Below are 20,614 nucleotides of genomic sequence, written 5' to 3' on the forward strand. Positions count from 1 at the left end.
GCGACTCGGACCGTCTTCTTGGCGTGGCGGATGGCATGGGACGGCGGGAAGGGTGCGGGGTGATTGCGGGCAGATCGTGGGTGCATGATACCTCCGGCGTTTCAGTCTGCGCCGGGGTAAATAAAAAAAGACCTTTACCCACGGCATAGGAATACAGTGGATAAAGGTCTTGCTGGCGATGGATATCGTTCCCGGTCCGAGCCTCGCGGCTGTGTTGACGAACCCGGGATCAACCATGTCTCCGGTTGATAGCTACTCCCCTTTATGAGGAGCGCAGTGTACGGGCGCTGCCGTTCCGTGTCAAGCTATTTTTATCTGGCGCCGTTTTGGGGGACGAATTGCGTATCACGCCGCGCCCTCTCCATTGCTGCGCGTGGCGCCTCCGCAGGCCCCTCAATGCGGGGGCGCCGACGTACTGCTGCCGCTGGCGCTGCCGGTGCTGGCGTTGCCAGTGCCAGTGCCGTTGCTGCTGGGGAGACTGGGGCCGGTGCCGGTATCGGGGCTGGGACCCGCGCCGGTGCCGTTGCTGTTGATTATGCTGTAGGAGGATATGCCAATGGTTCCCGCTCCCGTAACCGTGGCAAAGGATACGGTTGCTATGGGGCCGCTGCCGGAGAACGCCCTGTTACTGATCATGGCGATCCTGATGGTGCCGGGGGTGAGCGTGTTGGCCACCAGCATCGCCCCGGAGATGAACGTACCCTGGGTCACGGTAGGGGATGACATGTTTGCTTTGTCGTAACTGAGGGTCAGTTCAATACCGGCAGTGTCGCTCAGATTGTCGCCCCGGATGACATAGATACCGTTTCCCGAAGGGACGATGGATAGATGGCTGGCAGTCTGGTTGCCACTCGTAGGGGCGCTATCCCCGCTGCCGCACGCGGCAAGAAGGCACGCCGCGCCCACGGCCATGAGAACGCTCCTTATCCTCGTAACGATCTTGCCCATCGATACCCCCCATGATACTGCCATTGCTGAATGCTGCCTGTTCTCCGCCGCGCCTCATTCAAAATGTGCCGCAAATGTGCACTTCATAAAGAGCTGGTACCGGTTGTATCCCAGAAAAATACATATTTCAACTGTAATTTCAATATGTTAAAAAAATTAACACTTTCCTCGGATGGTAAAAAAAATAACACAAAGCGTCATTGTTTATTCAACATACTGATTTCACACAAAAAAAACACCCGGATCGTCTCCGGGTGCCTTTAGTCCTCTCATTTTGGCACATTGTGCAAGCTGCCGGTTCAGGGCACCGCCGCGCCGCTGCCGTCGATCAATTCCACCGAGGCCAGGGAGGCGTTTCCCGTGCCGTTGACCGTTGCAAAGGAGACGGCGGCGATCTCGCCGTTGCCCGACAGTGCCGTATTGCTCACGATGGCGAGCTTTATGGTCCCGGCGTACTGGGTGTTGGTCGCCATGACCGAACCGGCGACGAGCCCCCCCTGGGTTACGGTGGGGGCCGCCAGCACCGAACTGTCGTAATTGATGGTCAGGGCTATGCCGGCAACCCCGTTCATGTTGTTCCCCTGGATGATCAACCCGCCGTCGCCGGAAGGGACCAGGGACACGAATGCGCTCTTGCTGACGGCGGTGCTGGATTGGGAGGCGCTGCCGGTGGCCGTCGATGCCGCATCCCCGCCGTTTCCGCACCCCCACAGCGCGGCCGCCATGCCCAGCAGCGCCACGATCTGAAGCCATTTTCCCCTTCTGTTGCCGTTACCTCTCATGTCCATTGTTCCGATTCTTTCCTTTCTGTCGTGTGCCGGAGCTATGCCGTACCTGCAATACGGGCACTATAGCGAATTGCGGGAAAAGATGTAAAGGAGTTTATTTGTCTTGTTTGTGATGCACATCACCGTAAGCCGGTAAAGAGGGATCGGTTGCAGGGCCATGAACGGGGTCGTTTTGTGAAAATAATGTGAATTTGCCCTGGGATTGAAAAACGGGCATAGCATTCGATTTACCTGCTGCGGTATACTGCCGATAAGGACCAGCAGGCAGCGAAAAGCCGTATGTCGGCGGCACGGAGTTTGGGCGCGCCCCATGCAGCCGTACCCCTACGTCATAACCATCTCCTCGGAAAAGGGAGGGGGCGGCAAGACCACCCTGGCCTGCAACCTGGCCGTGTACCTGCGGGCCCTGCGGGAGAGTCTGCCGGTCACCATCCTCTCCTTCGACAATCACTTCACCATCGACCGCATGTTCGCGCTGGAGGGGCAGAAACTGCACGGCACGGTCCGCGAGATGCTGGAGGGACAGCCGGCCGGCGCCCTGGCGCACACCGGCCAGTACGGGGTCGGCTATATCCCTTCCTCCACCGCCGAACGGCTCACCCCCCTGCTGGAACGCTTCCGGGACCCCCGGACCCTGGCCGGCGGTGCACCCGGTCGATCCCGAGCACCCCGAAGCGGTCCTGGAGGAAGAGCGCTGCCGCGCCGTGCACCACGTGCAGGGCCTCATCCACGGCATGGCCGGGCAGTTCTGAACGTCGTCGGGCAGGAAAAATAATCCTTGACCAGGGCGATCATCCGCGCTAACTTTTCGACAGTTATCGAAGTTTATGGAGCAGGCATGGACATCAAGCAGGCGGCAAAGATATTCAAGGCCCTTTCCCATCCCAACCGGCTGGAGATCTATCTCAGCATTGTCAAGGGTGAGCAGGGGAGTTTCAAGACCGAGGCGTGCGAATGCGGCGTGGCGGAGCTGATCGCGACGCTGAAGATCGGCGCGCCCACGGTCTCCCATCACCTGAAGGAGCTGGCCAATGCGGGGCTCATCACCACCGAGCGCCAGGGGAAGTTCCTGGTGGCCCGCCCGCTGCCCGAGACCTGGGCAGAGGTGAAACGATTCCTGCCGGAGTAGGGACAGCGCGTTTGCACGAGGGTAGGGAGCCTGGCAGCGGGCTTTTTATTTTGCTGATAAATTCGATAGATGTGAAATTGTATAAGTGTGGAATGGTTGTGGGAGACGTCACCACAGCGCAAGGGAGGAGGCCAGACATGAAGAACACCATCTTGATCACCGGATGCTCGTCCGGTTTCGGCAGGGCCACCGCCCGCCTGTTCGCCTGGGAGGGGTGGAACGTGGTCGCCACCATGCGCCGCCCGGAGGAGGAACGGGACCTGGCCGCGCTTCCCAACGTGCTGGTCACGCGGCTGGACGTGCAGGACCCCGCGACTATCGCGTCTGCCATCGAGGCCGGGATCGCCCGCTTCGGCCGCATCGACGCCCTGGTCAACAACGCCGGCTTCGGCCTCTTCGGCCTGTTCGAGGCGACGCCCCCGGAAAAGGTCGCCGAGCAGTTCGACGTGAACGTCTTCGGGGTGATGGCGGTCACCCGCGCCATCCTCCCCCACTTCCGCGCCAACAAGGGGGGGCTGATCCTCAACGTCAGTTCGGGGGCCGGGGTGTTCACCCTGCCCATGCTCTCCCTGTACTGCGCCAGCAAGTTCGCCCTGGAGGGGTTCAGCGAGGCGCTTTCCTATGAACTGGCCTCCCAGAGCATCGTGGTGAAGATCGTCGAGCCGGGGGGAGTCCTCAGCACCAACTTCGGCCGGCGCAGCGGCGCCGAGGCCGCCCGCAACGCCGCGCTGCCCGACTATGCCCCCTTTGTCGCCCGGACCCAGAAGGCCTTCGCCGGCTTGCGCGCCGCGCGGCTGGCCACGGAGGATCACGTGGCCCAGGTCATCTTCGATGCCGCCACCGACGGCACGGGCCGGTTGCGCTACGTGGCCACCGAGGATATCGAGACCCTGGTCATGGCCCGGCGGGAGGCCGGCGAGCAGTCGTACATGGCCCTCATGCGGCGCCGCTTCGGGGGCGGGGCAGTGCCGTGCGGGAAAGATCCGGAAGAACGTTGAATCTTTGAACGATAGTCGCGCCAAAACCGAGAACCTGCCGCAGAGACACAGAGACACGGAGAACATCAAAGTCACAGGCTGTTTTTTACATGGTTGTTTCTTTGTTTTTGACGTTCTCTGTGTCTCTGTGGCAGATGTTCTTGTGTTGTGAAGAGTTATCATAACGATGGGAGAAATGGGATGAGCGGTATGCGGGTGCTGATGTTCGGCGCCACCGGCATGGTGGGGCAGGGGGTGCTGCGGGAATGCCTCCTGGATAGCGGGGTGACCTTCGTGCAGGCTGTGGGGAGAACGCCGACCGGTCTGGCGAACGCGAAGCTGCGGGACCTGACCCACCCGGACCTGTGGCACTACGGGGCGATCGAGGGGGAATTGACCGGGTTCGACGCCTGCTTCTTCTGCCTGGGCACGTCGTCGGCCGGCAAGGGTGAGGAGGAGTATACCCGCGTTACCTACGACCTGACCATGGCCGCCGCCCAAGCCCTGGCGCGGCTCAACCCCCACATGACCTTCGTCTATGTCTCCGGCGCCGGGGCCGACGGTTCGGAACAGGGGCGGGTCATGTGGGCGCGGGTGCGGGGGAGGCTCGAAAACGCCCTCCGGCGCCTCCCCTTCCGCAGGGTCTACATCTTCCGCCCCGGTGTGATCCAGCCGTTGCACGGCATCCAATCCAAGACGAAGAGCTACCGCCTGCTCTACCGCCTGTTGGGGCCGGTGCTGCCGCTGCTGCGCCGGGCCTTCCCCGGCCGCATCACCACCACCGAACGGATCGGGCGCGCCATGCTCCGGGTCGCGCGCTACGGGGCGGACAAGCAGATCCTGGAAGCACGGGACCTGGAGGAGCTGTCGGCCTGAGTGCACCTTTCTCTCCGGGGCTCCGGGCGGAACCGCCGGTGCGGTTCATATCTTCCTGCTGTCGTAGGCCCAGTGGAGCAGCGCCTGGCGCTGCTTTCTCCGGCAGGCCAGGTGCCCCTCGGGGCAGTTCTTGCGCAGCTGGGCGATATGCCGCGCCATGGCCCGCCACCGCCTGATCTGCCGCTCGTCGTCGGAGCACCTGCGGCCCAGGTAGTAGCGGCAGTACCACTGGAACCACCCCCGCGGGTCGTCGCTGTGAATCCACCCCTTTTCCCGCCAATAGGAGAGCGGCTTCGAGGCGTTGACGCCGAAGAAGTTCAATTCGGGCACATGGCGCTCGTGGCAGAGCCGGGCGTTGGCGAACCACTCCTCGGGGAACTCGCCCCTGCAGTCGGTCAGGTACTTCCCCCCGAAGACCCCCAGTTCCAGCATCTCCCGCGGTGTCAACTCGGGCCGGAAGTCGGGATGGAAGTTCTCCCCCGCCGGTTCCGTCAGGTAATAGACGTAATCCGTCTGCATCAGGTCGTTGACGCATATGCGTATCTTTTTCATAGGGTCACCGGGAGGCCGCTTCGGTTGTCCGGCGGCCTTGCGAGGCTATCGGGTTCCTGAATTTGCACGATCACACGAAAAAGGCACCCGGATCATCTCCGGGTGCCCTCCTGTTACGTTACTGCGCGAACATCACCGGTCCCGCTACGCCTCCCCGCGGGTGGGGCTGCACAAGATCCGTTCCGCGGCCTCCAGATCCTCCGCGGCTGCCATGATCTCCCTCTGGTGCGACCTTTCCGGTGGAATCCCCTGGGGATATGCGATGCCCCTCTCTTTCAAAAGGTCCACCAGCCGGTTTGCCTCTGCGTTGCCCATGGAGTCGAAAAAGCGTGCCATATACTACCCCCGTTTCCCATGATTCCTCATGAACGTTACCTGCACGCCTCGTGTCCGCACCTCTTTTCGTCCCTGAATCGGCACAGCGCCCCACGAGCGGCCCCGCGCCATCTTCTTTGAACCTCCGATCCTTCTGCGGCCCGGGCAGATGGGCACCATAGCCTGATCTGCCTTGGAAGGCAACCCCCCTCCGTGTTGCGGTGTTACGTATAGAATTCATTAATAAAATGTTTCTCTACTTGTACCCCATAACGGCACTATTTGCAATCGCAATTCTTTTTTTGACCGGTCGGCATTCGTTCAAAATTGTATGGTGTCGCCTTTTGTTTTCCACAAGCTACGTTGAACGCCAAAACCTGACCATGCGTATGTGCATGAGGCGCTTTACACGCCTTACCAACGGCTTCAGCAAAAAGATCGAAAACCATTTCTTTGCTACGACCCTTTATTTCATGTATTATAATTTCGGTAGGATTCACAAGACGCTGCGGGTTACACCGGCGATGGAGGCGGGAGTGACTGACCACGTTGGACGGTGGAGGAAATTGCAGCTCTGATATAATGATTGACAAAGCAGAGGTCATTAGCTAGAATTGATTCAAATCAAGCGTAACTATTTGTTTTTTTACATCATACACGATTTTAGGCGGAGGAGGTGTATTATGTTAATTTCAAAAGAGTGGCCGACTGTTTGACTTGGCACAGGTAAAGGCGACCCCAAATTAGGGTCGCCTTTTTATTTTAGCCAGTCTTGTCTCTTTCCACTGCGTGCTTTTCCGCCCTGTATTTTCTTTTAAAATCATCCCCGAGAGTTTTAATATTCAGCCATATTCTTCCTTGGCTTGATGGATACATATCTTCGTTAAAATGAGCAATATATGGTCCAAAAAGATTGGCAACTTTGATTAAATTGCTAGCCATTAAATCGGCAACCACTTCCCTGTCATAAATTCCTTGATGCACTCCTGATGCAATACCCTCGTAAAGATTTAGATACTCTTTAATTGCATCTGTTAACTCTAATTTGTCCGGGTTTAATTCAAGTTTATCAGTTTTATCACAACGAGAAAATTTGCCATCTGCATTTTTTTTACATATTTTTTCATGTATTTCGTCTTTTGTGATAGGGCAATTTTCGTCTCTTAAATAATAGCCAAAAGCATCGTTTAATATTTTGGCGTGGGGTTTTGTCTTGTCCCTAAACGCGTTTAAATCGCTTTGCGCAGCGTGCCGTCTATTCCAGTCATGAACTTTAATACTTTGCAAAACTGCAACTAAGATAGACGTTGATGTCGCAGAAAATCCAAAAAACATCAAAATATCTCTATTTTCTTTAAAGAAACCAGAAAAATACAGAATCGCACCGACCGCAATAATAACCAATGCGGAAAGAGAGATGGCATGGCGGAAACATTTAAGATTCACCTTTTTAAAGCCAAGCATAGCTTAACCGTTGCCCATTCAGGTTATTTAAGTGCTTCTCTATATTTCGGGGGGAGTATACATTATGTGGGCATCGAAATCAAGATAAGTGGCACGACTCATTAACCACCCAAGCAGAATATTCAAACTGACCCACTACCTGCTATTCATTGACTTTGTGGGGAGGTTGCTGTACAAACGATTGCAACGACAGTGAACAAGCTTGTCGCCAGTACCCGGACAATCCCATCGTCTAGTGGTTAGGACGCTGGCCTCTCACGCCGGTAACAGGGGTTCAAATCCCCTTGGGATTACCATTTTCACCACACAGTCGTCTTCTTTCGATACTTCAAAGGCTTACGGATTTTTCCGCAAGCCTTTTTTGTTTTCTACGGCAGGTGCCCCCTGCGCGTGCCCTGGTCCCGTGATTACTCCCTTGACAGGCGGCGACTCTCAGGTAAATTTAAAAGAATACCCTGGGCCGTGGGGCGCGGTTTGCCCTCTCCGTGGGGGAAGCCCGAATAACCCATCCGGCAGGGGCCGGCCAACCATAAGGATGCGCTTGATGTTTCCCCGATCCCACTCCACAATCCGTTACCAGTTGACGCGCCTGGTGGCCACCTGCGTCGTGCCGGTCTGGCTGGCCGCCGCTTTTCTGGTGTTTTACGCCTACTCGGCAAAGCGCGACCACCTGAACAGCACCATGCTGGAAGCCGCGCGGGCCATGACCATGGGAGTTGACCGCGAATTGGCCAGCGTCGAGGCCGCTCTCAGGGGGCTGGCCACGTCCCCGGCCTTTGCCGCCGGCGATTTCGCGGCCATCCATCGCCAGACCCGGGAGTTGGCGGCCGCCTATCCCGGCGCCGACATTATCGTGGCCGACGCCACCGGGCAGCAGTTGGTCAATTCCTACCGCCCCTACGGCACCCCCTTGCCCAGGCGCAAGAATGCCGAAACCGTGGCCCGTATCTTTCAGTCCGGGAAGCCGCTGGTGAGCGATCTGTTCTACGGCGCCGTCACCCGGCGGCCGCTCATCGGGATCGATGTCCCGGTATTCCGCGACGGCAGGGTCGTCTACGACCTGGCCATGACCTTTCCCTCGGACCGCCTGGCATCGATTCTGACGGCCCTGAAGCTCCCCCCGGAGTGGTACGGCTCGATCCTGGACAGCAGGCGGGTGGTGGCCGCCAAGACGCAGAGCCCGGAGCGGGGCGTCGGGGTCCACGTGACCCCGGCTCTGAACCGGGCCATGGCACGGGCCATGGAGGGCACCGCGGAGATCGTCAATCTGGAGGGGAGGCCGGTATTCGCCACCTTCTGCCGGTCGGCCATGTCCAACTGGACCGTGGCGATAGCGGTGCCCAAAGCGGCCGTCATGACGGAGCTCTACCGCTGGACCGCCTGGGCGGTGGGCGGCGCGGCCGTTATCTCGCTCGTGGGCATCATCTTCGGCCTCGGCATGGCCCGGAAAATCGCCCAAAACATCCAGGCCCTGGTGCACCCCGCCCTGGCCATCGGCCGCGGCGAGCTCGTGCCCGCCATCGATGGCCTCTCCGTCAAGGAGACCGGGGACGTGGCCGCAGCCCTGGTGCAGGCGTCCGAACTGCTCCAGCGCCGGGCACGGGAGCGGGACGAGGCGGAGCAACTCCTGTCCCGGACCATGGAATTGCTGCACCAGGAAACGGCGGGGCGCCTGCGGGCCACGGAGGAACTCCTGGAGAAGGAGCGGATGTTCATCCAGCAGAGCCGCCAGGCGGCCATGGGGGAGATGATCGGCAATATCGCCCACCAGTGGCGCCAGCCGCTCAATACGCTCGGGCTGACGATCCAGCAGTTGCAACTGTCCTACGACCTGGGAGAATTCTCGCGGGAACTGCTGAACCATAATGTCGCAAGTTCCATGGAGCTGATCCAGCACATGTCCCGAACCATCGACGATTTCAGGGACTACTTCAGGCCGGAGAAGGAAAAGGCCCCGTTCAACGTGCGCGAGGCGATCGACACCACCTTGTCGCTCCTGGAGGGGAGCCTGCTCTACCCCCACATCGCCATCGCCGTCGTCGCGGAGGACGACGCCGTCATCTACGGCTATTGGAACGAGTTCGCCCAGGTGTTCCTCAATATCCTGACCAACGCCCGGGACGTCATGATAGAGCGGGAGATCGCCAACCCCAGGGTCACGATCACCATCCGCAACGCAAACGGCGCCACGGTGGTCACCATCGCCGACAACGGGGGCGGCGTGCCCGAGGAGATCATGGCACGGATCTTCGATCCCTACTTCACCACCAAGGGGCCGCACCAGGGGACCGGGGTGGGCCTGTTCATGTCCCGGTCCATCATCGAGAAGAATATGGGGGGGGAACTGACCGTGCGCAACACCGATGAAGGCGCGGAGTTCAGGATCGAGGTCCCTGGCGGAGCCCCGGCCTGAGCCGCCCGGCGTTGACGGAAGGGCGTGGGGGATGGTAGGATGCGGCCAGGGCATCCCCCATCACACCAACGCAAGGAGCTAAGATGAAACGACTGATCAGTGCAGCGATTGCCACCATGCTTGCGGTTCCGGCCTTTGCCGGGGCCAACGATGCCATCGACAGGGCCGCCCGGGAGAAGGGCGCCGTGAAGACCGCCTCCGGCATGGTCTACCAATCCCTCAGGGAAGGGAAGGGCGCGTCGCCCCAGGCCTCCAGCACCGTGGAGGTCAACTACCGCGGCACCCTGACCAACGGCAAGGAGTTCGACAGCTCCTACAAACGCAACCAGTCCATCAGCTTCCCTCTCACCGGGGTCATCCCCTGCTGGACCGAAGGGGTGCAGAAGATGAAGGTGGGCGGCAAGGCCAGGCTGGTCTGCCCCCCCGAACTGGCCTACGGCTCCCGCGGGGCCGGCAGCGCCGTCCCCCCCAACGCCACCCTGATCTTCGAGGTGGAACTGCTCAACATCAGGTAGTTTTTTTGCATGGGTCCCATGAGTCCCAGGACTTATGGGACCCATGGGACGTATAACCGGCTTCTTTTTTCCTCTCCTCAGAGATAAATTCCCCCCGAGACCTCCACCCGCTGGCCGTTGATCCAGCGGCAATCGTCGGACACGAGCGCGGCCACCGCGCCGCCGATGTCGTCCGGCAGACCGACCCGCCCCAGGGCGGTCTGGGACGCGATCATCCGGTTGGCGTCGGCATTGTCCCGCACCATGCCTCCGCCGAAATCGGTCTCGATGGCGCCCGGGGCGACCGTGTTCACGGAGATTCCGCGCGGCCCCAACTCCTGGGCCTGGTAGCGGGTCAGCACCTCGACGGCCCCTTTCATGGCGGCGTAGGCGGCAAAGCCGGGGAGCGCGAACCGGGCCAGCCCCGACGAGACGTTCACGATCCGGCCGCCGTCCTTGATGAGCGGCAGGAGCCGCTGGGTCAGGAAGAAGGCCCCTTTGAAATGGATGTTCATCAGCAGGTCGAACTGCTCCTCGGTCGTCTCCGCAAAGGGGGCGTTGATGCCGATCCCGGCGTTATTGACCAGGAAGTCGAAGTCGCCGCGCCCCCATGTTTCCGCCAGGGCCGCCCCGACCCGCTCCCCAAAGCCGGGAAAGCTCTTGTGATCCGCCACGTCCAGGGGGAGGGCTACGGCCTTGCGGCCGGCCCCCTCTATCCGGGCGACGACCTCTGCGGCCTCCGTTTTCTTGCTGTTGTAGGTGATGATGGCGTCATGCCCCTTGGCGGCCAGGTGCAGGGAGATGCTCTTGCCCAGGCCGCGGCTGGCGCCGGTTATCAGTGCGATGCTCATGGTTGGTTCCTTTCTGCTGGTAGTGGTTGCAGGTTTCATGGGACGTAGAGGACGTATACGCCCTTTTTTGTTGTGCCGCTCTCTTTATTATTGCCGCTCCGGAGCCTCGGGATACCCCACGGACTGGACCAGGGTGATCTTTTGCCGGCCGGTGAGCTTCAGGGCGGCCCCCAGTGCCGTTCGGTCCACCGAGGCCCGCACCACCGTGGCCAACCCTTCCGAGGCGCAGAAGAGGTAGACGTTCTGGCTGATGAACCCGGTGTCGGCGCCCGAATAGAACGCCTGCTCCTCCGGGGCGGTCACCCCGGCCATCTTGCCGCTGTCCGCCACATACACCAGGTTGAGCGGTACCGTGGCCGCGTAGGCCTGGGTCCCGGCCAGCTTGCGGAAATCCCCCCTGGCCACCATGCGCAGGCTATTGGCCTTGGCGTCGTAGCGATAGGCCCCCTCGGGGACCACGGCGTACACCTCCACCTCCTGCCAGTTTCTGGCCGAGGGGGCGGTGCGTTTCCCGGAGCCGGGGCGGTTGATGCCGGCCGCAGCCCACAGCAGGTCGGACAGGAGTTGGGGCGGCAGTTTCTTCCCGGCAAAGGTGCGGGTCGACTGGCGGGCCCTCAGCGCCTGCAGGAGCGGCTTGCCCCCCTCCATGCGCGGCGCGGGCAGGGAGATGTCCCCCGTATCCAGCGCTCCGGCCGTGGACGCAACCGCCAGCATCACCATGACAACCAGAGACATGATCTTCATCCTGTGGCCACCTCCTGTTTTTTCTGTCGCAGGTTTTATTATACTACACTCTGCCGGCATTCCGTATGCCCGTGAGTTTATTTTGCCGAAGGCCATGTCCTCCGTCATGCCGTCGATGGCCGCTTGGAATAAAAAAACGGATCAAAGCACACCATGAGGTGAGCCCTGATCCGCTTTTGCCGTCATGGCAACGGGACGCTAGTAGCCCAAGGTGTTCAATACGGTCCTGCAGGCAGCCACCTTGGCCTCGAGCTGTCGTACTTCATCCTTTGTGTAGGGTGCGGGCTTTTTCCCCAACTCCTTTTGCAACATCGCAATCCGCTCGTAGACGTTGTCGTTTTTGATGGCGTCATCGCACCCTGTGGTATTCAACAGGGCGAGGTCCTTGCCCTCGCCGCTCCCGGTATCGTCCGCCGCGGATGCCGCCATGGGGATTGCCAGGGCCGCCGCGACGCACAGCATAATGATCCTCTTCATACTCGTTCTCCTTATCCTTGATGGGGTGTCGTGTTTACCCTCTCATGGTCAAGATTGCCACAATCGTGCCAATAATTATTATCAGTTATATCGAATAGTTACTGATCAAGGAAGAGCCGTTATGGCAATATGTTGTTAAGCCGTTTGTCGTATATTGCGAATATTGATGAAATGGCAATATATTGCGATACCGGATGCCGGGGGATTCGCGGCGTACCGGGAGGTGGGGATAGGCGGCAGCCGCGAGACGACGGCCGCCGCGAGACGACGGCCGCTCGGAGAGAGGATGACATAGGTCCCCTACGTCCTCCTGGTTATATGATCCCAGGACGTAGGGGACCCATGGGAGTTATGGGAATCCCCCCCTCAGCGGGTTGCGCGGGACGGCTCCCCCTGGGCGCCGCGCTTTTCGAACACGGCGGTGAACCAGAAGGTCGAACCCTGCCCCTCGACGCTCTCGACACCCATGGTTCCGCCCATCATCTCCGCAAACTGCCGGGAGAGGGCCAGCCCCAGCCCGGTGCCGCCGTATCTGCGGGTGGTGGAGCTGTCCACCTGGGTGAAGGGCTCAAAGATCTGGTCCAGCTTGTCGGCCGGTATGCCGATGCCGCTGTCGCGCACCAGGAAGCGCAGGGTGACGCTGCGCCGGTCTTCCGTATCCTTGGAGATGTGCAGGGATACGGAGCCGTGGTGCGTGAACTTGACGGCGTTGCCCACCAGGTTGGTGATGATCTGGCGCAGGCGGCCCGGGTCCCCCTTCAGCGACAACGGGACATCCGGGTCGATCTCCGCGGCAAGTTTCAGCCCCTTGGTGCGCGCTTCCACGGCAAGGAGGTCCATGGTCCCGGCCACGGTCGCCCGGAGGTTGAACTCCTCGGTTTTCAGTTCGATCTTGCGGGCCTCGATCTTGGAGAGATCGAGCACGTCGTTGACCATGGTGAGGAGGCAGAGGCCCGATTCCCTGACCACCTCGGCATACTCCCGCTGTTCCGGGTCGAGCTTCGTGTCCAGCAGCATGCCGGTGACGCCGATGATGCCGTTCATGGGGGTGCGGATCTCGTGGCTCATGTTGGCGAGGAACTGCCCCTTTGCCAGGCTGGCGGCCTCGGCCGCCTTCTTTGCCTGCCGCAGAAACTCCTCCGTCTGTTTGCGCTCGGTGACGTCCCGGATTCGCATGATGGTCCTGACGACACCCGCCGAGTCGCTGAAACGGCTTAGGGAAACGTCGCCGGGGAAGCGGCTCCCGTCCCTTCTGGTGAAGTTCAACTCGCCGTTGAACTGTCCGGTGTGGGCCTTGACCGCGAGGGCCTCCCTGTTGGGCCCGTCCCCGGGGTCCATGATGGCGTCCCTGCCGACGGCCAGGAATTCCTCCCGGGTCATGCCGAAAAGGTCGCACGCCGCCGGGTTCGCGGAGATGACGGCCCCATCGGGCATGGTCACCACCAGGGCGTCCCGGCTCTGCTCGAACAGGAGCCGGTGCCGCTCTTCGCTCTCGGCCAGGGCCAGGCTGGCTTTGCGCAGGGCTTGCAGGGGATAGGTGCGCAGCAGGTAGAACACCACCAGGGCAAAGACCGTGGAACCGGCGGCCAGGAAGACGGTGGCGCACCAGAGGGGGACCAGGGAGCGGGAGGTGGTGAGGCGGGCCACGACCGTTCCGGCGTCGTAGATGTCATGGACGCCGGAGATGCGCGGCGGCGGCACGGTTATGGCGTTCCGGGCGATGACCTCGCCCCGGGTGTCGGTGATGACCCGCTCCTCGTCCATGCCATGGTCCAGGCGGCGGTCGAGCATCTCCGAGAGCCGGAGATCCTCGAAGCGCCACATGGTCGGGTTCTTTTTCACGATGTCCGTCACGGCGCCGGCGTTCAGCTCGTTCTGGGCATCGATGGTGCCGCGCAGGTACTGGTATGAAATGGCGAAATAGGCGACCGGCACCAACAGCGCGATGAGGAGCGAGACGGCCGCGGCCGTCACAAGGGAGATGTGCCGTATGGAGAGGTCGATCCTATTCATACGCCGCTGGTCTGGCCGTGACCAGAACGCCGGCCTTCCTGGCGATGGCCCGCCCTTGGGGGGAATGGACGAAATTGAGGAATCTCCGCACGGCGGGCGGTGGGTCGGGGCGGGTGACGAAGTTGACCTCCTTGGCGAGGGGGTAGGCGCCGCTGGCTACCGCCCGGGGTGACGGTTTGACCCCGTTCAGGGAGAGGGTGACGAGGGGGAGCTGGTTCACCAGGACGCTGGTCAGCCCGGTCACCCCCAGGGCCCCGGGGGTTCTTGCGACGGTCTGGTACGCATCCGCGTCGGTGACCGCGACGAGCATCCCCGGCCGTGCCAGGGCCGCGCTCATGGCGCTCTCCATGCCGGGGGAAAGGGCGCGCATGATCCGGGTGTCGATGTCCTCGCGGGGGCGGAGCACCAGCCGGATGGCTTCGCCGTTGCGCCACCTGTAGGTCTTGCCGGCATAAATCTGTTCCAACTCCCTGGTGGTGATGGTGGTAACGGGGCACCCCTTCTCGGCGACGATGGCCAGGGGGGTCCTGCCGTAGGGCGTTGCCCGCGCCCCCTTCGCCGCTTCCTCCGGCTTGAGCGCCCTGGCGCTCAGCGCCAGGTCCAGGGAACCGGCCAGGAGCGCCTTGATGGCGCCGGAACTCCCCAGCGGGGGGGCCATCTCGAGGCGGACATCGTGGTCGATCTTCCCGTACGCCTGGATGAGCGGCTTCATCATGTCGAGGCAACTGCCGGAACCGTTGACGCGTATGGTCTCGCCGGCCGGGCAGATGTGTGCCGCGGCACCGGAGGCCATGAGAAAACAGACACACGAAATGAGTGCTTTGATCCACTGCATAGGCCGAACTCCCCGGCTCGCAGGTTACGGACGGCTGCTGTGCCGATCCCCGTGCGGCTCCTTGAGCGTAGATAACGGCAGTGGGAAATTCTCATTAACTATATCACGACACGGTATCGCCTGCAATGGGGTGATGGCTGCCCGGTCCATGCCCCACCCAGGGAGGCGGATGTGACCGGACAGGACTCCCGGCCGGCCTTTGACAAATCGCGGGCACATGGTACACTGCATACAGGTGGTCTTGAATGGTAATGTGATGAATTATCAATAATAACACGGTACTGGTGCCTTGGATGCCAGGGGGGAGCGTTTGTTCGAAGGGCTTTTTTGCGGACAGGTCCCGCGGCTGGCGTCCCCGGCACGCCCGGCACCGGTAGACCCGTTGTAACGCGAGGAGGCGGCATATGAAACGATTCGACAAAATAATGATGGCAACCGATTTTTCCGACAACTCCGATTACGCATTCGACTACGCCCTCGCCCTGGCCAGGGAGTTCAACGCAGAGTTGACCATCGTGCATGTGATCAACGAGCCGGCCGACCTGCGCGGGATTTATGTCCCCCAGGCGACCTACGAGGAGCTTGAAAAAGAGATCAGCCAGGGCGCGAAGGAAATGATGGCGAAATTCTGCAGCAGCAAGCTGGCGGATTACGGCAATTACACGACCGCTATCGTCAGCGGCATCCCGTTCCAGGCAATCATTGCCAAGGCGAGCGAGATCGGCGCATCGCTGATCGTCATCGGGACCCACGGCCGCACCGGCCTTGAGCACCTCGTCTTCGGCAGCACGGCCGAGCGCGTTGTCCGGGCGGCGAAATGTCCGGTACTCAGCGTCAGGCTTCCGGTACAATAACAGCCCGCTTGCCCCGGCATGCCCTTCAAACCCCTGGGGGCGCCATCGCTTTTGCAGCCGCCGGATGCGAGGCAGTCTCTCTGCGGCCCCGGCCGCCCCATCGTCAGGGGAGGCCGGGGCCGTTTTTGCCGTTGCCTAGGGGGCCGTGACGATCCTGGTGAAGAGATAGTCGTTGTCCGCCACCGGCGTATGGCAGCCGAAGCACTCCCTGACGAACCCGGCGTCCTTGCCGTAGGGCCTCAACTCATTCCCCAGAAATCGGGCATAGCCCCATCCCCCGGTCTCCTTGTACTTCGCGGCATCCTTCACCATGAACTCCACCTGGGCGAACGCCCCCGGCACGGTCGCTACCGGGAAGGAGGGATGTTTCTCCGCTTTCCAGGCCACCTTGGCCAGCACGCTGCCGTCCGGGAGCGGCTTCGTGCCGGCGCGCAACGCCGCGACGGCGACCTCGTTGCCGGTGACGATGCGGATGTGCCCCTTGTCCTCCCGATAGGAGGGGGCGACGACCTTCCAGGTCAGGTAGTCGGGATACAGGGCAATGCCGTTGGGAGCCACCGGCCTGTCCGCGGCGCTCCCGGAGCCTGCCGCTGCGAGCAGAACTGCACAAGCCACAACGATTCTCAGCATACTCTCCCCCCTTGTGGGCGAAAGCGCGTCCGGCGCCTCCACCGGTGATGGAACACTCGTGCAAATCATAGCAGGGAATCGGTTGTTGGCAATGGGGGGGCGGGGGGGTAACGGAAACGAAAGAGGCACCCGGATCGCCTCCAGGTGCCTCCGCCTATGCCGTTTGACAGCGAAGCGCCGGTTCTGCTCCGCCCCTTCCCTGTTTGTTACCGCGGCTGCTATCGCTGCCGCACCCACAGCGCCCCTCTGCCCATCACGCGCACGTCTTTTCCAGTTCGCCGAGGATGTCGAGCAGGACGGTGGAGTTGTCCACCATCTCCTGGCACAGCTCGGCCGCCTTGTCGCGGTCGCCGGCGTTGTGCGCCATGACGGCGGCACGGCCCAGTTCGTGGACCCTGGCATGGGGCTGGACAATGCTCTTGAAGGTCGGGAGATGGCCGCAATGCTCGCTGCCCGTGGTGTCGTACCATGTGCCGAAGGCGCAGCCGTGGTGGTCCGGCAGGGTGGAGGGGTCGGTTTTTGCCGCACCGTCCAGGTGTGCCCGGATCTTGCCCACAAAGATCATGTGGGCGCTCTTGGCCTTGTTGATGATGAGGGAATTGCTCTCTTCGATCTTGAAGGCACCGATGGCGTCCATCAGGGCCGCTGAAAGACTGGTGAGCTTGTTGGCTTCGGCGGTGATGTCCCGCGATTCGTTGGAGGTCGCGTGGGCGATCTCGGTGACATTCATGATATTGTGGGACACCTCGGTGGTGGTTGCGGTTTGCTCTTCGGCGGCCGTGGCGATCTGATTGACCTGTTGGGTTACCACATCGATGCGCTGGAGGATGTGCTGCAACGCCTCTCCCGATTGGGCCGCGCCCTTGCTGCCCCGCTCCACCTCGGCCACCCCCTCTTCCATGGCCGCCACCGCCGACGTGGTCTCCTCCTGGATGGACTTGATCATCTCGCCGATCTCGCGGGTCGCCCGGGTGGTCCGTTCGGCCAGAGCCCTGACCTCGTCGGCGACCACGGCAAAGCCGCGCCCCTGTTCCCCGGCCCGGGCGGCCTCGATGGCCGCGTTCAGCGCCAACAGGTTCGTCTGGTCGGCGATGTCCTCGATGGTGCCGATGATCTCGCCGATCTGGTTGGAGCGGCGTCCCAACTCCTCGACGATCTGTGCCGAGCCCTTGACCCGTTCGGCGATCCGCGCCATTCCCGTTACCGTCCCATCCACCACATCGGCCCCCGCGACAGCCACCTCGCTGGCGCCTTGGCCTTCCTGCGCCGCATCGTTGCAGTTGCGGGCTATGTCGGACGACGTCGCCGCCATCTCCTCGCTGGCGGTGGCGATGGTTGTGGACTGGCTGGCGAGGGTCTCGGAGTTCCGCGCCAGGCCGTCGGCCAGCTTGTGGACGCGGTTGGCGGCGACCGATACCTGGATGCTGCTCACCGAGACCTTGCCGATCGTATCGGCCAGTTTCTGGGCCATATCGTCCACTTCGCGCGCCAGTACGCCCATTTCATCGTGGGAATCGAGGCCCGAGCGGGCCTTCAGGTCCCCGGAGGCGACGGTGGAAAGCACCTGGATAACCCTGGCCAGCGGCCGGGTGATGGAGCGGAAGATCGTGAAGCCGAACAGGAGCGCAACGGCGATGCACAGGAGGCTCATGACGGCCATGCCCCCCTCGATCTTCCTGGCGCGCTCCGTGTCGGCATTGGTCATCTCCCGTGCCGCCTTCACCTCGGTCTCGACGATCTTGGCAATCGCAGCGGCCGGTTTTTCATAGAGCGGCGCTGTCGATGTTACGGCAAAGTCAACGACCGCCTCATGCCCCTTGCCGCCGTTGGCCGCCGACTCAATGGCCTGTTTCGCCAATTTTTCCCCCTGGAGCAGGTACGCCTCAAAGCCGTCGCCGAACTGCTTCAGCAGATCCTTCTCCTGGTCCGGCATCTTTGTTTCGCCGAGTTTTTTGATCCCCTCGCGGATCGCGCCCACCTGTTTGAGCATATCGGCCCGTTTGTCTTCCAACTGATGGGTATCGGTAAGGGACAGCATGTAGACCAGATCCAGGCGGATGGTAAGAAAATTCTTCACCAGGCTGTCCGCGACAGCAACCTGGTTGAGACCCTCATTGGCTTCCACGATGCCGCCGGACGTATCGCGGATGCCGTAAAGGCCCAGACCCGCCACCACGGCCACCGCCACACACGTCACAATGGTTAAAAATACCAGCTTTGTTTTTACCTTCAGGTCCGACCACTTCATGTTTTTCCTCCCCCCGGCTTCGTGTCGCATTTCTCTTCGGGCATGCCGTGAATAAAAAATAGGCATGTTTAATTTGAAAACCGTGATAAATACATTAATCTATATGAATTGTCAAACAACTTGGGGATAGGCGAAAGCGGCATGGGATGGGGACACTGCGGTTGATGTTTGAGAAGCCGTAAAGTCGTCAAACAACTTGGGGGACGGGTGAGGGGGTAACATGGCGCAGAGGGACAGCTATGGCACAGGGAAAAGAAACCGCGCTGCCGTTATCGCCTGCGTGCTACACGTCGAATCCGGCACGAAGAACCGGCCGGAGTTTCCGCGGCCCCCGCGCCTCAGCCCTGGCTGTCCCGCAACTCCTTGATCACCTCGATGATCTCGCCCCGGTCCAGGATGCCCTTCTTCTCCAGGACCGTTATCAGGGCCAGCATCTCGTAGCTGTGGGAGACCACGAGCTCCTCCAGGGAGAGCGTCCGTTCGTTATCGTGCCTGTCCGTCATGGTGGCTCCTTTGCGCCGGTCGTTTCTGCTTGAATGAATACTTCTTGTCTTCCGTCATGACATGGTCGATGAGCCACTTCCACAGGTGCAGCACGATCTCCTTGGATACCACCACCTCATTTGCCGCGTGGGCATGGCGGTACCTGTCTATCCTGGCGGCAAAAGCCCTGTGCTGGACGATGTGCTGTTCGATGCCGCCGTATTCCAAGACCTTCATATGCTGTTCTTCCGCATGGAAGTGATCCGCGCTGTAGGATAGCAACTCCTCGATGATCGCACCCAGGGGGGCGGCTTCATCCTTCTTCAGGCAGGTGTCGTAGAGCCTGTTGAATATGCCGAACAGGTTTTTGTGATGGTTATCCAACTCTTCATCGGCTACGGAATACGTGCTGTTCCAGGTGAAATGCTCCATGTACTCCTACTCCCGTTATGTCTCCGGTTGCTCGGCCGCTCTGGCGGCGTTACCGTTTTCCCGATGGTTTACCTAAAAAAACGCCCATTGTGTAAACGATGGGCGATTGTGCTATGGCCGGGCCATCTTTGTCAACGGATTACCTGACCGGCCTTCGGGACCGGCAGGCCCTCTGTCGTCTGCGGGGCCGCGTCAGTTGAAGAAATACCGTACCCCGAAGGTCATGGAGAAGCTGTCGGGATCAAACTCGCCGACCTTGCCGCCCCCGGCCTTGATGTCGGCATTCGGGGCGATGACCCCTTTGAGTTCAGACGTCAGGGCCAGTTGGCGCATGACAAAATAGTCCACCCCCGCCTTGACGTGTATCCCTGCCACGGTGTCCACATCCAGGCCGTTGTTGGCCCCGTTGATCAGGATGTCCACCCCGGCGCCGACATAGGGAACCAGTTTCTTAACCGGGAGGTTGAGATAGCGGTACTGCGCTCCCAGAGAGATGTTGGTGGTATCGAAATCCGTGCTCGTGTCCGTGCCGAAACCGGTATGGGTGATCTGGAATTCCGCCGCGAAATTATCGAGGATACCGAAGATAAGACCGCCGCCGCCGATGAAGCCCGTATCCGTATGCCCCCTCCCGACCACAACGCCGGTGCTGACCGCCGCGTTGTCCGCCGGCACCAGAAAGCCTATTTCGCCGGTTATGCCGAGTCTCCCCTTGATGCTCTCCGCGCTATTCGTTTCCGCCGCCATGGCATTGGCGGTAACCAGGCTGCAAACCAACACCAGACATGCCGCAATCGTTTTTGTTTTCATACTCTTCCTCCCCTATCGTTTGTATGAAACCGGTGCATCCCACTCAACAATACCTTAAAATGCCCACATAGCAAATGAAGGGGCCCCATTTGAACTTGGAGGTCGCCTCGTGGAAGGCAGGGGAGGCCCGAGGCTGTTGGGGGGGGAGTGGCTGGTTGTGCGGGATAAAAATCAGGCGGTGGCGCGGGGATGGGGAAAGCCGTCAGGGGATGCCGTCACGTTTGACGTACCTGCCATATATGGCGGCTCCCTCGGGGCGGCAGGTTATACGCCTGGCCGTA

The 20,614-nt window shown here is 61.0% G+C and carries 22 protein-coding genes, 1 tRNA gene and 1 pseudogene; 9 read left to right on the forward strand and 15 right to left on the reverse strand.

The window, feature by feature from the left end; translation table 11 throughout:
- Positions 1-393: 393 nt before the first annotated feature.
- On the reverse strand, positions 394-948 hold the full coding sequence (locus F6V30_RS08745; protein ID WP_151156606.1) for a cohesin domain-containing protein: 555 nt from the start codon (positions 946-948) through the stop codon (positions 394-396).
- Positions 949-1,247: 299 nt separating this feature from the next.
- A complete protein-coding gene (locus F6V30_RS08750) occupies positions 1,248-1,736 on the reverse strand; it encodes a cohesin domain-containing protein (RefSeq protein WP_151156607.1) in 489 nt (162 codons plus the stop codon).
- Positions 1,737-2,046: 310 nt separating this feature from the next.
- Here F6V30_RS08750 and F6V30_RS17490 point away from each other — a divergent pair, with 310 nt between their 5' ends.
- The 4 genes from F6V30_RS17490 (at position 2,047) to F6V30_RS08770 (ending at position 4,718) form a co-directional block, all read left to right on the forward strand.
- A complete protein-coding gene (locus tag F6V30_RS17490; RefSeq protein ID WP_338042766.1) occupies positions 2,047-2,511 on the forward strand; it encodes a ParA family protein in 465 nt (154 codons plus the stop codon).
- A 63-nt stretch (positions 2,512-2,574) separates the two neighbouring features.
- Positions 2,575-2,865, forward strand: coding sequence for an ArsR/SmtB family transcription factor (locus tag F6V30_RS08760; RefSeq protein ID WP_151156608.1), 291 nt, complete (start codon positions 2,575-2,577; stop codon positions 2,863-2,865).
- Between the two features lie 137 nt (positions 2,866-3,002).
- Entirely contained in the window at positions 3,003-3,863 is an 861-nt protein-coding gene (locus tag F6V30_RS08765; protein ID WP_151156609.1) for an SDR family oxidoreductase, read from the forward strand.
- Between the two features lie 180 nt (positions 3,864-4,043).
- Positions 4,044-4,718, forward strand: coding sequence for a Rossmann-fold NAD(P)-binding domain-containing protein (locus F6V30_RS08770; RefSeq protein WP_218043320.1), 675 nt, complete (start codon positions 4,044-4,046; stop codon positions 4,716-4,718).
- A gap of 45 nt (positions 4,719-4,763) precedes the next feature.
- Here F6V30_RS08770 and F6V30_RS08775 read toward each other — a convergent pair whose 3' ends face one another.
- Together F6V30_RS08775 and F6V30_RS08780 are read right to left on the reverse strand one after the other, a co-directional pair.
- Entirely contained in the window at positions 4,764-5,270 is a 507-nt protein-coding gene (locus F6V30_RS08775; RefSeq protein ID WP_151156610.1) for a hypothetical protein, read from the reverse strand.
- A gap of 144 nt (positions 5,271-5,414) precedes the next feature.
- Complete coding sequence (locus tag F6V30_RS08780; RefSeq protein ID WP_151156611.1) at positions 5,415-5,606, reverse strand: hypothetical protein; 192 nt, start codon at positions 5,604-5,606, stop codon at positions 5,415-5,417.
- Between the two features lie 329 nt (positions 5,607-5,935).
- On the opposite strand from F6V30_RS08780, the pseudogene F6V30_RS08785 reads away from it, so the two are divergent.
- Positions 5,936-6,163: pseudogene (locus F6V30_RS08785) on the forward strand (hypothetical protein); the annotation flags it as partial.
- A 184-nt stretch (positions 6,164-6,347) separates the two neighbouring features.
- Here the strand turns inward: F6V30_RS08785 and F6V30_RS08790 are convergent.
- A complete protein-coding gene (locus F6V30_RS08790; RefSeq protein WP_151156612.1) occupies positions 6,348-7,049 on the reverse strand; it encodes a DUF4760 domain-containing protein in 702 nt (233 codons plus the stop codon).
- Positions 7,050-7,270: 221 nt separating this feature from the next.
- On the opposite strand from F6V30_RS08790, the gene F6V30_RS08795 reads away from it, so the two are divergent.
- The 3 genes from F6V30_RS08795 to F6V30_RS08805 all read left to right on the forward strand — a co-directional run bounded on the left by F6V30_RS08795 (position 7,271) and on the right by F6V30_RS08805 (position 9,977).
- A tRNA-Glu gene (locus F6V30_RS08795) sits at positions 7,271-7,345 on the forward strand.
- Positions 7,346-7,593: 248 nt separating this feature from the next.
- On the forward strand, positions 7,594-9,462 hold the full coding sequence (locus F6V30_RS17440; RefSeq protein ID WP_275938137.1) for an ATP-binding protein: 1,869 nt from the start codon (positions 7,594-7,596) through the stop codon (positions 9,460-9,462).
- 83 nt (positions 9,463-9,545) lie between these two features.
- Positions 9,546-9,977, forward strand: a complete 432-nt coding sequence (locus F6V30_RS08805) for an FKBP-type peptidyl-prolyl cis-trans isomerase (RefSeq protein ID WP_151156614.1) — start codon at positions 9,546-9,548, stop codon at positions 9,975-9,977.
- 77 nt (positions 9,978-10,054) lie between these two features.
- Here F6V30_RS08805 and F6V30_RS08810 read toward each other — a convergent pair whose 3' ends face one another.
- The 5 genes from F6V30_RS08810 to F6V30_RS08830 all read right to left on the reverse strand — a co-directional run bounded on the left by F6V30_RS08810 (position 10,055) and on the right by F6V30_RS08830 (position 14,876).
- Positions 10,055-10,807, reverse strand: coding sequence for an SDR family NAD(P)-dependent oxidoreductase (locus tag F6V30_RS08810; protein WP_151156615.1), 753 nt, complete (start codon positions 10,805-10,807; stop codon positions 10,055-10,057).
- Positions 10,808-10,894: 87 nt separating this feature from the next.
- Positions 10,895-11,551 (reverse strand): SagB/ThcOx family dehydrogenase, encoded by a 657-nt coding sequence (locus tag F6V30_RS08815; RefSeq protein WP_191965625.1) that lies wholly within the window; start codon positions 11,549-11,551, stop codon positions 10,895-10,897.
- 198 nt (positions 11,552-11,749) lie between these two features.
- A complete protein-coding gene (locus F6V30_RS08820) occupies positions 11,750-12,028 on the reverse strand; it encodes a hypothetical protein (protein ID WP_151156616.1) in 279 nt (92 codons plus the stop codon).
- Positions 12,029-12,394: 366 nt separating this feature from the next.
- Positions 12,395-14,041: a hybrid sensor histidine kinase/response regulator gene (locus F6V30_RS08825; RefSeq protein WP_151156617.1), complete on the reverse strand. Its 1,647-nt coding sequence runs from the start codon at positions 14,039-14,041 to the stop codon at positions 12,395-12,397.
- Entirely contained in the window at positions 14,034-14,876 is an 843-nt protein-coding gene (locus F6V30_RS08830) for a substrate-binding domain-containing protein (RefSeq protein ID WP_151156618.1), read from the reverse strand. Before F6V30_RS08830 ends, F6V30_RS08825 begins: the two co-directional genes overlap by 8 nt.
- Positions 14,877-15,280: 404 nt before the next feature.
- On the opposite strand from F6V30_RS08830, the gene F6V30_RS08835 reads away from it, so the two are divergent.
- A complete protein-coding gene (locus F6V30_RS08835) occupies positions 15,281-15,730 on the forward strand; it encodes a universal stress protein (RefSeq protein WP_151156619.1) in 450 nt (149 codons plus the stop codon).
- Between the two features lie 135 nt (positions 15,731-15,865).
- Here the strand turns inward: F6V30_RS08835 and F6V30_RS08840 are convergent, their stop codons facing one another.
- The 5 genes from F6V30_RS08840 to F6V30_RS08855 form a co-directional block, all read right to left on the reverse strand.
- Complete coding sequence (locus F6V30_RS08840) at positions 15,866-16,360, reverse strand: cytochrome P460 family protein (protein ID WP_151156620.1); 495 nt, start codon at positions 16,358-16,360, stop codon at positions 15,866-15,868.
- Positions 16,361-16,613: 253 nt separating this feature from the next.
- Positions 16,614-18,608: a methyl-accepting chemotaxis protein gene (locus F6V30_RS17445; protein ID WP_151156621.1), complete on the reverse strand. Its 1,995-nt coding sequence runs from the start codon at positions 18,606-18,608 to the stop codon at positions 16,614-16,616.
- A 338-nt stretch (positions 18,609-18,946) separates the two neighbouring features.
- Complete coding sequence (locus tag F6V30_RS17070; RefSeq protein WP_191965626.1) at positions 18,947-19,111, reverse strand: hypothetical protein; 165 nt, start codon at positions 19,109-19,111, stop codon at positions 18,947-18,949.
- On the reverse strand, positions 19,092-19,523 hold the full coding sequence (locus tag F6V30_RS08850) for a bacteriohemerythrin (RefSeq protein ID WP_151156622.1): 432 nt from the start codon (positions 19,521-19,523) through the stop codon (positions 19,092-19,094). The genes F6V30_RS17070 and F6V30_RS08850 overlap by 20 nt, the downstream gene beginning before the upstream one ends.
- Before the next feature lie 192 nt (positions 19,524-19,715).
- Positions 19,716-20,333 (reverse strand): outer membrane beta-barrel protein, encoded by a 618-nt coding sequence (locus F6V30_RS08855; protein WP_151156623.1) that lies wholly within the window; start codon positions 20,331-20,333, stop codon positions 19,716-19,718.
- Positions 20,334-20,614 lie beyond the last annotated feature (281 nt).

Origin of the sequence: Oryzomonas sagensis, from assembly GCF_008802355.1 — a bacterium.
In the GTDB taxonomy this organism is placed as follows: Bacteria; Desulfobacterota; Desulfuromonadia; order Geobacterales; family Pseudopelobacteraceae; genus Oryzomonas; species Oryzomonas sagensis.

Coding starts and splice junctions, on each gene's coding strand:
- F6V30_RS08745 (WP_151156606.1), bottom strand. CDS start 948: ATGGGCAAGATCGTTACGAGGATAAGGAGCGTTCTCATGGCCGTGGGC.
- F6V30_RS08750 (WP_151156607.1), bottom strand. CDS start 1,736: ATGGACATGAGAGGTAACGGCAACAGAAGGGGAAAATGGCTTCAGATC.
- F6V30_RS17490 (WP_338042766.1), top strand. CDS start 2,047: ATGCAGCCGTACCCCTACGTCATAACCATCTCCTCGGAAAAGGGAGGG.
- F6V30_RS08760 (WP_151156608.1), top strand. CDS start 2,575: ATGGACATCAAGCAGGCGGCAAAGATATTCAAGGCCCTTTCCCATCCC.
- F6V30_RS08765 (WP_151156609.1), top strand. CDS start 3,003: ATGAAGAACACCATCTTGATCACCGGATGCTCGTCCGGTTTCGGCAGG.
- F6V30_RS08770 (WP_218043320.1), top strand. CDS start 4,044: ATGAGCGGTATGCGGGTGCTGATGTTCGGCGCCACCGGCATGGTGGGG.
- F6V30_RS08775 (WP_151156610.1), bottom strand. CDS start 5,270: ATGAAAAAGATACGCATATGCGTCAACGACCTGATGCAGACGGATTAC.
- F6V30_RS08780 (WP_151156611.1), bottom strand. CDS start 5,606: ATGGCACGCTTTTTCGACTCCATGGGCAACGCAGAGGCAAACCGGCTG.
- F6V30_RS08790 (WP_151156612.1), bottom strand. CDS start 7,049: ATGCTTGGCTTTAAAAAGGTGAATCTTAAATGTTTCCGCCATGCCATC.
- F6V30_RS17440 (WP_275938137.1), top strand. CDS start 7,594: ATGTTTCCCCGATCCCACTCCACAATCCGTTACCAGTTGACGCGCCTG.
- F6V30_RS08805 (WP_151156614.1), top strand. CDS start 9,546: ATGAAACGACTGATCAGTGCAGCGATTGCCACCATGCTTGCGGTTCCG.
- F6V30_RS08810 (WP_151156615.1), bottom strand. CDS start 10,807: ATGAGCATCGCACTGATAACCGGCGCCAGCCGCGGCCTGGGCAAGAGC.
- F6V30_RS08815 (WP_191965625.1), bottom strand. CDS start 11,551: ATGAAGATCATGTCTCTGGTTGTCATGGTGATGCTGGCGGTTGCGTCC.
- F6V30_RS08820 (WP_151156616.1), bottom strand. CDS start 12,028: ATGAAGAGGATCATTATGCTGTGCGTCGCGGCGGCCCTGGCAATCCCC.
- F6V30_RS08825 (WP_151156617.1), bottom strand. CDS start 14,041: ATGAATAGGATCGACCTCTCCATACGGCACATCTCCCTTGTGACGGCC.
- F6V30_RS08830 (WP_151156618.1), bottom strand. CDS start 14,876: ATGCAGTGGATCAAAGCACTCATTTCGTGTGTCTGTTTTCTCATGGCC.
- F6V30_RS08835 (WP_151156619.1), top strand. CDS start 15,281: ATGAAACGATTCGACAAAATAATGATGGCAACCGATTTTTCCGACAAC.
- F6V30_RS08840 (WP_151156620.1), bottom strand. CDS start 16,360: ATGCTGAGAATCGTTGTGGCTTGTGCAGTTCTGCTCGCAGCGGCAGGC.
- F6V30_RS17445 (WP_151156621.1), bottom strand. CDS start 18,608: ATGAAGTGGTCGGACCTGAAGGTAAAAACAAAGCTGGTATTTTTAACC.
- F6V30_RS17070 (WP_191965626.1), bottom strand. CDS start 19,111: ATGACGGACAGGCACGATAACGAACGGACGCTCTCCCTGGAGGAGCTC.
- F6V30_RS08850 (WP_151156622.1), bottom strand. CDS start 19,523: ATGGAGCATTTCACCTGGAACAGCACGTATTCCGTAGCCGATGAAGAG.
- F6V30_RS08855 (WP_151156623.1), bottom strand. CDS start 20,333: ATGAAAACAAAAACGATTGCGGCATGTCTGGTGTTGGTTTGCAGCCTG.